Source organism: Psychromonas sp. B3M02, assembly GCF_003318165.1.
Lineage (GTDB): Bacteria > Pseudomonadota > Gammaproteobacteria > Enterobacterales > Psychromonadaceae > Psychromonas.
In genome coordinates, this window is sequence record NZ_QOCB01000014.1 from 114,333 (window position 1) to 121,659 (window position 7,327).

A 7,327-nucleotide genomic window follows, 5' to 3' on the forward strand; every position below is an offset into this window, starting at 1 on the left:
GATGATTGAATTAACTTCAGTAAATCAAAAGTATGGCGGTACACAAATCCTCTGGGATCTGGATCTTAAAATAGAGAAAGGATCTCGTACCTGTATTATGGGACGTAATGGCGTAGGTAAAACCACTTTATTAAAAACCATCATGGGGTTATTACCTATCTCTTCAGGGAGTTTGATTATTAATGACCAGGACATGAGTAAAAGCAGTGTCGAAAAGCGTCCGGAAATCGGCGTAGGTTATGTGCCGCAAGGGCGTCATATTTTTCCACAATTGACAGTTGAAGAAAATTTAAAAATCAGCTTAAATTGTAGCCGTCAGGAAAGTAAAACCATTCCAAATCATATATATAAGCTTTTTCCTGTATTAAAAGAGATGCTACATCGCCGTGGCGGTGATTTATCGGGTGGGCAACAACAGCAATTAGCGATAGGCCGTGCTTTGGTGTTAAACCCAGATATATTGATTCTTGATGAGCCCAATGAAGGTATTCAGCCGAATATCGTCCAACTGATTCGAGATGTATTATTAAAGCTTAATAAAGAACAAGGAATGACCATTATTTTGGTCGAGCAGAAGTTACCTTTTGCCCGCGCCGTTGGAGAGAATTTCCATATCATGGAAAAAGGTCAAGTGATTGCCTCTGGGGAAATGAGCGCGTTGGATGACCAACTGGTCAGCCAGTACTTAGCGGTATAGACTGACCCAACTATCAATTAAAGGATTTAATAGATAATAATGACCGACACAGTTGTTGATGTAATCAAACCGACTATCAGCAAGCCATTGAAAAATCAGTGGCTTGCTCATTTATCTTTGCAGTTTAGCCATACTTCAGTTGGTACACAATTAACTGCAACACAACGCAAAGGGCCATTATCAGTACAAAAAGCGTTTTATCCAGAAGGGCGGGATTGTGCACATATCTACCTCTTACATCCACCTGCAGGTATCGTTTCTGGTGATGAACTGCGTATTAATGTCTCCATTCAACAACAAGCTCACCTATTATTTACGACGCCGGGAGCAGGGCGCTTTTATCGCGCGCGTACTAATTTAGAGATTGGAGATACAAAGCAAACACAAATCACTCACTTTGCACTTGCAGCTGATGCCAAGTGTGAAAACTTCCCACAAGAAACCATTGTTTATGAAGGGGCGGATGGATTTAACACGGTTGATATCGAATTAACCAGCAGCAGTGCTTACTTAGGCTGGGATATTACCTGCCTTGGATTACCCGACTCAAACGAGCCGTTTATTGAAGGTAAGTATTGCCAGCTGAACCGTTTATTTTGCGATGGTAAATTGATTTACCACGATCGCATTGCACTATCCCCTGCCAATCAATTATTAACTCATCCTGCAGGCTTAGCCAATCATAGTGTTTTTGCAACCTTTCTCGCTTATGCGCCAGAGAAGTTAGTGAATAAACAGCAACGTAGTGAGTTAGTGGAGCAGTTACGCCATAAAATAATTGAAGAAAACGCACAAAGCTTGCTCAGCGTGACTGATATTGAAGGCTTATTGGTGATTCGATACCTCGGATCACACGCACAACAATGTAAACAGCTTTTTATCCATTTATGGGCAATCTTACGTCCTGTATTAATAGATAAAGCGGCAATTCAACCAAGAGTTTGGCATACCTAAAAAGAGATTATTATGGATTTATTACCAAGAGAAAAAGATAAATTATTGCTTTTTACTGCTGCGTTATTAGCAGAGCGTCGTTTAAAGCGAGGTGTAAAACTTAATTATCCAGAAGCCATGGCCTATATCTCGATGGAGATCATGGAAGGTGCTCGTGATGGTAAAACGGTGGCTGAAATGATGGATTACGGTCGTACGTTATTAACCCGAGATCAAGTGATGGATGGCATTGCGGAGATGATCCCTGAAGTGCAAGTAGAAGCAACTTTCCCCGATGGTACCAAGTTGGTGACGGTACACAACCCAATTATTTAATGGAGTAATAGCATGATTCCAGGTGAAATTATAACGGATAGTGGTGATCGAGAGTTAAATGTTGGTTGTGAAAAAATAACCGTGAGCGTTGCAAATTCTGGTGACCGTCCGATCCAAGTTGGCTCTCATTATCATTTTTACGAAGTTAATAAAGCCTTAGTTTTCGAGCGTGAAATAACTAAAGGCTATCGTTTAGATATTACGTCCAGTACTGCGGTTCGTTTTGAGCCAGGGCAAAAAAGAGACGTGGCTTTGATTGCTTATCGCGGTAAGCGCCGTGTGTTTGGCTTCCGTGGCGACATCCAAGGTAATATCGATGACAAGAATGAGGGAGATAAATAATCATGGCAACGATTGATAAACATGCTTATGCGCATATGTTTGGTCCTACGGTCGGTGACCGTGTTCGTCTAGCTGATACAGACTTATGGATTGAAGTCGAAAAGGATTTTACTGAGTATGGTGAAGAGGTCACCTTTGGTGGCGGTAAAGTAATTCGAGATGGCATGGGACAAAGCCAAGCATCTTGCGCTGAAACCGTTGACCTTGTCATTACTAATGCCCTCATTTTAGATCATTGGGGCATAGTAAAAGCCGATGTGGGTGTGAAAGATGGACGCATTGCTATTATCGGTAAAGCGGGTAACCCAGATATTCAAGACAATATTGATATTGAAATAGGCGCAGGTACTGAAGTGATCGCAGGAGAAGGGCAAATATTAACCGCTGGCGGTATAGATGCTCACATTCACTTTATTTGTCCACAACAAATTGAAGAAGCACAAATGTCTGGAGTGACCACCATGATCGGTGGTGGGACCGGGCCTGCAACAGGTACAAAAGCAACAACCTGTACGCCAGGACCTTGGAATATCTATAAAATGTTGCAGTCAACCAATGACTTTGCAATGAACTTTGGTTTTTTAGGGAAAGGAAACGTCAGTTTACCAAAAGCCATTGAAGAACAAATTGAAGCAGGTGTATGTGGTTTAAAACTACATGAGGATTGGGGCACAACACCTGCAGCTATTGATAATTGTTTATCGGTTGCTGAGCGATATGATGTACAAGTAGCCATTCATACTGATACCTTGAATGAGTCAGGTTTTTTAGAAGATACACTGGGGGCATTTAAAGGTCGTACTATTCACACTTACCATACAGAAGGGGCTGGTGGCGGTCATTCGCCAGATATTATCCGCGCTTGTGGTGAGCCCAATGTATTACCTTCGTCAACCAATCCAACAAGACCTTATACGGTGAATACCATTGATGAGCATTTAGATATGTTGATGGTTTGTCATCACTTAAACCCTTCTATTCCAGAAGATATTGCTTTTGCTGATTCTCGTATTCGTAAAGAAAGTATCGCAGCAGAAGATATCATGCATGATTTAGGGGCGATTAGTATGATCTCTTCTGACTCTCAAGCGATGGGACGTGTGGGTGAGATGATCACGCGGACCTGGCAAACTGCGCATAAAATGAAGCAACAACGTGGTCCATTAGCCCCGGATACAGAACGAAATGATAACTTTCGTGCTAAACGATACATCGCTAAATACACGATTAATCCAGCTATTAGTCATGGTGTTAGCCATGAAGTTGGGTCAATTGAAGTAAGTAAAATGGCTGATTTAGTATTGTGGAAGCCAGCATTCTTTGGGATTAAGCCTTCAATGATCATCAAGTCAGGTTTTATTGCTGCCGCGCCAATGGGCGATGCAAATGCTTCAATTCCAACACCTCAGCCGGTTTATTACCGTCCAATGTTTGGGTCATTTGGTAGCGCAGCAGCTAAAACATCAATGACTTTTTTATCGCAAGCAGCTATTGATAAGAATGTTCCGGAGGCCGCGGGTATGACGCGTTTAGTGGGTGTATGTAAAAATACGAGAAATGTTGGCAAAAAAGACATGATCCATAATGATTGGATGCCGCATATCGAAGTTGACTCGCAAACTTATGAAGTACGAGCAAACGGAGAGTTATTAACCTGTGAGCCTGCGACTGAGTTGCCATTAGCACAGCGTTACACTCTGTTCTAATTTGTGCTGCTTAGATGAACTTTATACGGCATTGTCTGCACTTTTATTTTGAATCACATATGGGACATATGCTCATCAAATAAAAGTTTGACGGCTTTGTCTAAAGCCCATCTACTTTGCACAAATAATGGGTTATTTGAAAGGCTAGTGAGTTTCATGAGATAGATGAACTTTATACGGCATTGTCTGCTCTTTTATTTTGAATCACATATGGGACATATGCTCATCAAATAAAAGTTTGACGGCTTTGCCTAAAGCTCTCCTACTGTGTAAATAGAGTAAGCAGATTAAAAGTTATTTCATTGGTTTTAGCGAAATAGAAAAAGAGATACATAATGTTACAAGTATTTGAAAGATTCGATCATACTCATGATCCAATAAATGATTCGATTACATTGGATCATGACACGCGTAAAAAGTCGCGCATTAAAGGGGTCACAGATAAAGGCGCTGATATCGGTATTTTTGTAGAGCGTGGTCATCCTTTGTTAGTCGGTGAAATTTTAAAAGCAGAGTGTGGTTTATTGATTGAAGTAAAAGGGCAAGCTGAGGCCGTTTCAACTGCTATTGGTCAGGATTGGTTAACCTTTAGCAAAGTTTGTTATCACTTGGGCAATCGTCATACTACCTTGCAAATTGGTGAGTTGTGGGTGCGTTTTAAACCAGATCACGTATTAGAGGAGCTTGCTGAAAACTACGGATTAAAAATCGACAAAACACCTGCAGTATTTGCACCTGAAAATGGTGCTTATGGGAAACGCAATGGGCATAGCCATAGCCACTCTCACGAGCATGCTGGGCACCACCATGAACATTAATATGGCAAACCCGATTAAGCTGAATCGATTATTACAATTATGCAGTGCTAATTTACCTGTGGGAGGCTTTTCATTTTCACAAGGGTTGGAATACGCGATTGAGATGCAGTGGGTAGACAATCAAAAAACGACTTTTGAATGGATTGAGTTAAACCTCAATGAATCTATTGCTCGTACTGATCTCGCGCTGTTTAAACGACTTTACCAAGCCTTAGCAAACAATGATTTTGTCAGCTTTGAGCGATATAACCAACACTTAATTGCTTGTCGTGAAAGCAGTGAGTTACGCCTAGCCGATCTGGCAATGGGTAAAGCATTGATACGTTTATTAAAGCAACTTGATACTGTTGATAGTGAACCTTACAACCCACTATTCAAGCAATCTGAGCATAGTTTTGTGAGCGTATTTGCGATTGCGGCTTATCTTTTCCAGTTAGATTTAATTTCTGCGCAAAGTGGCTATTGCTGGACATACCTAGATAATCAAGTGGCAGCTGCCACTAAATTAGTGCCTTTAGGGCAGACTCAAGCACAAAATTTACTATTTGAATTAAGCGATAAAGTGGCAGGGGCTATCAGTATCGCCAATCAAATTGATGAGGCCGATATCGGGGCAAGTTTACCACGATTAGCGATGGCCAGTGCGTGGCATGAAACGCAATATACACGTTTATTTCGTTCCTAATATCAGATGACAATTTCAGTTTATACACATTATTTTCAAAAATATGAGAGACATAGAATGAGAAAAAAACAGTTATTACGTATCGGTGTGGGCGGCCCAGTTGGCTCAGGGAAAACGGCTTTATTGAGCCAATTATGTTTAGCACTGCGTGATAAATATGAAATGGCCGTCGTGACAAACGATATTTATACTCATGAAGATGCACAATTTTTAACGCGAAATGATGCGCTAACGGCAGATCGTATCATGGGAGTTGAAACGGGTGGTTGTCCGCATACAGCTATTCGAGAAGATGCTTCGATGAATCTCGCGGCCATTGATGAACTTCATGCGCGTCATCCTGATTTAGACTTTGTCTTAGTAGAAAGCGGTGGCGATAATTTGAGTGCCACTTTTAGCCCTGAGTTATCAGACTTAACCTTATACGTTATTGATGTGTCTGCGGGTGATAAAATTCCGCGTAAAGGTGGTCCAGGTATTACTAAGTCGGATCTATTAATTATTAATAAAATAGATGTAGCAGAGTTAGTAGGTGCTTCATTGGAAGTGATGGATCGCGATGCGAAGAAAATGCGCGGTGATAAGCCTTTTATTTTTAGTAATATGAAAACACAGCAAGGTTTAAATGATATTATCGACTTTATTGAAACACAGGGCATGCTGAAATAGCCTGCTTTTTAAATCTAACAAGGAAAAAACATGAAATTTTTAACGTTTATCTTCAGCTTATTACTGACTTCTCAAGCCTTTGCACACGCAGATCATGCGTTAGGTGATGGGGCATTACATATGCTTTACCATGCTGTTTTTTGGTTATTATTTGCTGTTGTTATCGTGAAAGCGATAAGCTACTTTAAGAACAAAAAAAAGCAAAACGATAAAATTTAAGAGAAAAAATAGTGACTGTTAGCGTTAAGCTAGCAGTTTCACTGTTTCTGCTACTTCTTCATCGATTATGGATGTTTTTAACGTAATTAAACTAATCATTTGTTGACTTAACGCAGGGTTCAGATACTATGAAGGTCAGCAGAAATAAAGCCTATTGTTTACATTCTCCATTTCGTTGTTTTAGTTATAATACCTCGTTTGCAGTTTTTAAGTTCCAGCCTAATTTACGCTACGCAAGCCTATTAAAGGCAGTTTTCAAATATACAAACAGGATAATTATTATGTCTAAAGTTCAAGGTACAGTTAAATGGTTCAACGAATCTAAAGGTTTTGGTTTCATCGAGCAAGCTGCTGGTCCAGACGTATTCGCACACTTCAGTGCAATCGTAAGCGAAGGTTTCAAAACTTTAGCTGAAGGCCAAAAAGTAGAATTCACAGTAAGCCAAGGTCCTAAAGGTCCTCAAGCTGAAGGTATCGTAGCACTTTAAGTTGCTGAGATATTTTAGCCGCTAAAATTAGCTGCTAACTGTTATAAAAAAATGGTAAATCCGCAAGGGTTTACCATTTTTTTTGTCTTTTAAAAAAGGCCGCACAAGGTGAATCACTGTCGGTGCGACGAAATTAGTTTATGTGCGTGTTTATGGATGATAAGAAAACGTGTACATAAGTTATACCAATCATAGTAAGTAACTGATCTATTTTACTTGTTAAAACAACTTATTTTTTCGTTGTAAGTTTCGTATAAGGAACAACCATTTACATCAACTTACGCCTCTAACTAAGCCATTTTTCCGGCGCAAAATTTAGATCAGTTATTTAATACAATTGGTATTAGCCACAAACTCACGGGAAACTATAATGATGAAACATTTAATTGTAGGGTTAACCGGCTTACTGGCTTTAGCAACGACCACTTCAGTGT

General features: G+C 40.2%; 10 protein-coding genes. All 10 read left to right on the forward strand.

Annotated features, from left to right (window positions below):
* Position 1 precedes the first annotated feature (1 nt).
* The 10 genes from urtE to DS885_RS02415 all read left to right on the forward strand — a co-directional run bounded on the left by urtE (position 2) and on the right by DS885_RS02415 (position 6,893).
* Positions 2-697, forward strand: coding sequence for an urea ABC transporter ATP-binding subunit UrtE (urtE, locus tag DS885_RS02370; RefSeq protein WP_113817801.1), 696 nt, complete (start codon positions 2-4; stop codon positions 695-697).
* 39 nt (positions 698-736) lie between these two features.
* On the forward strand, positions 737-1,651 hold the full coding sequence (locus tag DS885_RS02375; RefSeq protein ID WP_113817802.1) for an urease accessory protein UreD: 915 nt from the start codon (positions 737-739) through the stop codon (positions 1,649-1,651).
* A 12-nt stretch (positions 1,652-1,663) separates the two neighbouring features.
* A complete protein-coding gene (gene ureA, locus DS885_RS02380) occupies positions 1,664-1,966 on the forward strand; it encodes an urease subunit gamma (protein WP_113817803.1) in 303 nt (100 codons plus the stop codon).
* Positions 1,967-1,978: 12 nt separating this feature from the next.
* Complete coding sequence (locus DS885_RS02385) at positions 1,979-2,308, forward strand: urease subunit beta (RefSeq protein WP_113817804.1); 330 nt, start codon at positions 1,979-1,981, stop codon at positions 2,306-2,308.
* A 2-nt stretch (positions 2,309-2,310) separates the two neighbouring features.
* The gene (gene ureC / locus DS885_RS02390; RefSeq protein ID WP_113817805.1) at positions 2,311-4,014 is read left to right on the forward strand and encodes an urease subunit alpha; all 1,704 of its coding nucleotides are present in this window, start codon (positions 2,311-2,313) and stop codon (positions 4,012-4,014) included.
* 335 nt (positions 4,015-4,349) lie between these two features.
* Positions 4,350-4,832, forward strand: a complete 483-nt coding sequence (gene ureE / locus DS885_RS02395; RefSeq protein ID WP_113817806.1) for an urease accessory protein UreE — start codon at positions 4,350-4,352, stop codon at positions 4,830-4,832.
* Complete coding sequence (locus DS885_RS02400; protein WP_113817807.1) at positions 4,822-5,517, forward strand: urease accessory protein UreF; 696 nt, start codon at positions 4,822-4,824, stop codon at positions 5,515-5,517. The genes ureE and DS885_RS02400 overlap by 11 nt, the downstream gene beginning before the upstream one ends.
* Before the next feature lie 57 nt (positions 5,518-5,574).
* The gene (ureG, locus tag DS885_RS02405; RefSeq protein ID WP_113817808.1) at positions 5,575-6,186 is read left to right on the forward strand and encodes an urease accessory protein UreG; all 612 of its coding nucleotides are present in this window, start codon (positions 5,575-5,577) and stop codon (positions 6,184-6,186) included.
* A gap of 30 nt (positions 6,187-6,216) precedes the next feature.
* Positions 6,217-6,405 (forward strand): hypothetical protein, encoded by a 189-nt coding sequence (locus DS885_RS02410; RefSeq protein ID WP_113817809.1) that lies wholly within the window; start codon positions 6,217-6,219, stop codon positions 6,403-6,405.
* A gap of 281 nt (positions 6,406-6,686) precedes the next feature.
* Positions 6,687-6,893 (forward strand): cold-shock protein, encoded by a 207-nt coding sequence (locus tag DS885_RS02415; RefSeq protein ID WP_113817810.1) that lies wholly within the window; start codon positions 6,687-6,689, stop codon positions 6,891-6,893.
* Positions 6,894-7,327: the final 434 nt, after the last annotated feature.